The organism is Azospirillum sp. B506 (assembly GCF_000333595.1).
Taxonomy (GTDB): Bacteria; Pseudomonadota; Alphaproteobacteria; order Azospirillales; family Azospirillaceae; genus Azospirillum.
This window is the reverse complement of sequence record NZ_BADK01000077.1, coordinates 1-1918: the sequence shown is the minus strand read 5'-3', so window position 1 is coordinate 1918 and position 1918 is coordinate 1. Positions and strand designations below refer to the sequence as shown.

General features: G+C 67.9%; 2 protein-coding genes. Both read right to left on the bottom strand.

Going from position 1 to position 1918, the window contains the following annotated elements:
- Positions 1-117: 117 nt before the first annotated feature.
- The gene (gene plsY, locus I71_RS02455; RefSeq protein WP_042689911.1) at positions 118-717 is read right to left on the bottom strand and encodes a glycerol-3-phosphate 1-O-acyltransferase PlsY; all 600 of its coding nucleotides are present in this window, start codon (positions 715-717) and stop codon (positions 118-120) included.
- A 4-nt stretch (positions 718-721) separates the two neighbouring features.
- A partial coding sequence (locus tag I71_RS02450) for a dihydroorotase (protein WP_042689908.1) occupies positions 722-1918 on the bottom strand: 1197 nt, incomplete at its 5' end.

Here is a 1918-nt window from a genome sequence, read left to right as displayed (position 1 = left end):
GGGGAGCGGATGAGGGCAGGCAGGGCCAAGGGTAACGAATCAAGGGCGATGCATAAAAAAAAAAGCGGGAAGTTTCCTTCCCGCCCGATCTTCGATCCAGCCTGTCGGTCCGCTCGTTCAGGCGGCTTTCTTCTTGCCCGATCCGATCTTCGGCTCCTCGCCCTTCAGCAGGCGGCGGATGTTCGCCTCGTGTCGGATGAAGACCAGCACGGCGATGAACAGGCAGAGACCGCCGACCAGCGGTCCGCCGAAATACCAGCCGGTCAGCGGGCTGATGGCGATCGCCGTCAGCGCCGACAACGAGGAGATGCGGAACAGCGCCGCCATGACGATCCAGGTCAGGCAGGCCAGCAGCCCGACCGGCCAGGACACCGCCAGCAGCACGCCCAGCGCCGTGGCGACGCCCTTGCCTCCCTTGAAGCCCAGCCAGACCGGGAAGCTGTGGCCCAGCATGGCGCCGCCGGCGGCCAGCACCGCCGCTTCCGGCCCGGCCCACCACAGGGCCAGCAAAGCCGCGATGGCCCCCTTGCCACTGTCGAGCAGCAGGGTCGCCAGCGCCAGCGGCTTGTTGCCGGTGCGCAGCACGTTGGTGGCGCCGATGTTGCCGGAGCCGATCTGGCGGATATCGCCCAGACCGGCCATCCGGGTCAGCACCAGCCCGAAGGGGATCGAGCCCAGCAGATAGCCCAGCAGGGCGGCAAGCACGAGAGTCAGCACCGGTTCAGTCCTCCGCCTGCCAGACGGTGCGGCCGTCGACGATGGTGCGCAGTGGCCGGCCTTGGACCGGCCGGTTCTCGAAAGGCGAGTTCTTCGACTTCGACTTGAAGCGGCTGACGTCGATCTGCCACGGCACGTCGGCGTCGAACACGACCAGATCCGCCGGCCCGCCCTTGACGATCCGGCCGAGGGACAGGTCGAGAATTGCCGCCGGATTGGCGGTGACGCAGGCCAGTGCCTTCAAGAGGGGCATCTTGCCCTTGTGCACCAGTTCCAGAGTCAGCGGGAACAGCGTCTCCAGCCCGATGACGCCAGGGGCGGCCTGGGCGAAGGGGAGGCGCTTCTGGTCCTGGTCCTGCGGCACATGGTCGGACGCGATGGCGTCGATGGTGCCGTCAGCCAGTCCCTCGACGATGGCGCGGCGGTCCATTTCGCCGCGCAACGGCGGCGACACCTTGGCATAGGTGCGGTAATCGCCAACGTCGGTCTCGGTCAGGGCGAAGTAATGCGGGGCGGTGTCGCAGGTCACCTTCAGCCCACGCGCCTTGGCGCGGCGGATCAGGTCGACCGACTCACCGGTGGTGATGTGGGCGAAATGCAGGCGACCACCGGTCAGCTCAGCCAACCGCAGGTCGCGCTCGATCATGATGATCTCGGCTTCGCGCGGGATGCCAACAAGGCCGAGGCGGGTGGCGATCTCACCGGAATTCATCATGCCGCCCGACGCAAGCGACGGCTCCTCCGGGTGCTGCACGATCGGCTTGCCGAAGGTCTTGGCATAGCTCAGCGCCCGGCGCATGGTCTTGGCGCTGGCGATGGCCTTGGTGCCGTCGGTGAAGGCGACTGCACCGGCCTGGCCCAGAAGGCCCATCTCGGTGATCTCGTTGCCTTCGGTGCCGCGGGTGGCGGAGCCGTAGGCGAAGACCTTGACCAGCTTCACCTCGCGGGCGCGCCGCGCGATGAACTCCAACCCGGCGACCTCGTCCAGCACCGGGTCGGTGTTGGGCAGAAGCGCCATGGCGGTGATGCCGCCGGCCGCCGCGGCGCGNGACGCGCTCTTGATCGTGTCCTTTTCCTCCTCGCCCGGTTCGCCGATCAGCACGCGCATGTCGACGAGGCCGGGGGCGAGGCACTGGCCGGCGAGGTCGATCACCTCGGCGCCTTCGGGCGTGGAGTCGGCGAAACAGCCGGGGGCCGAAAT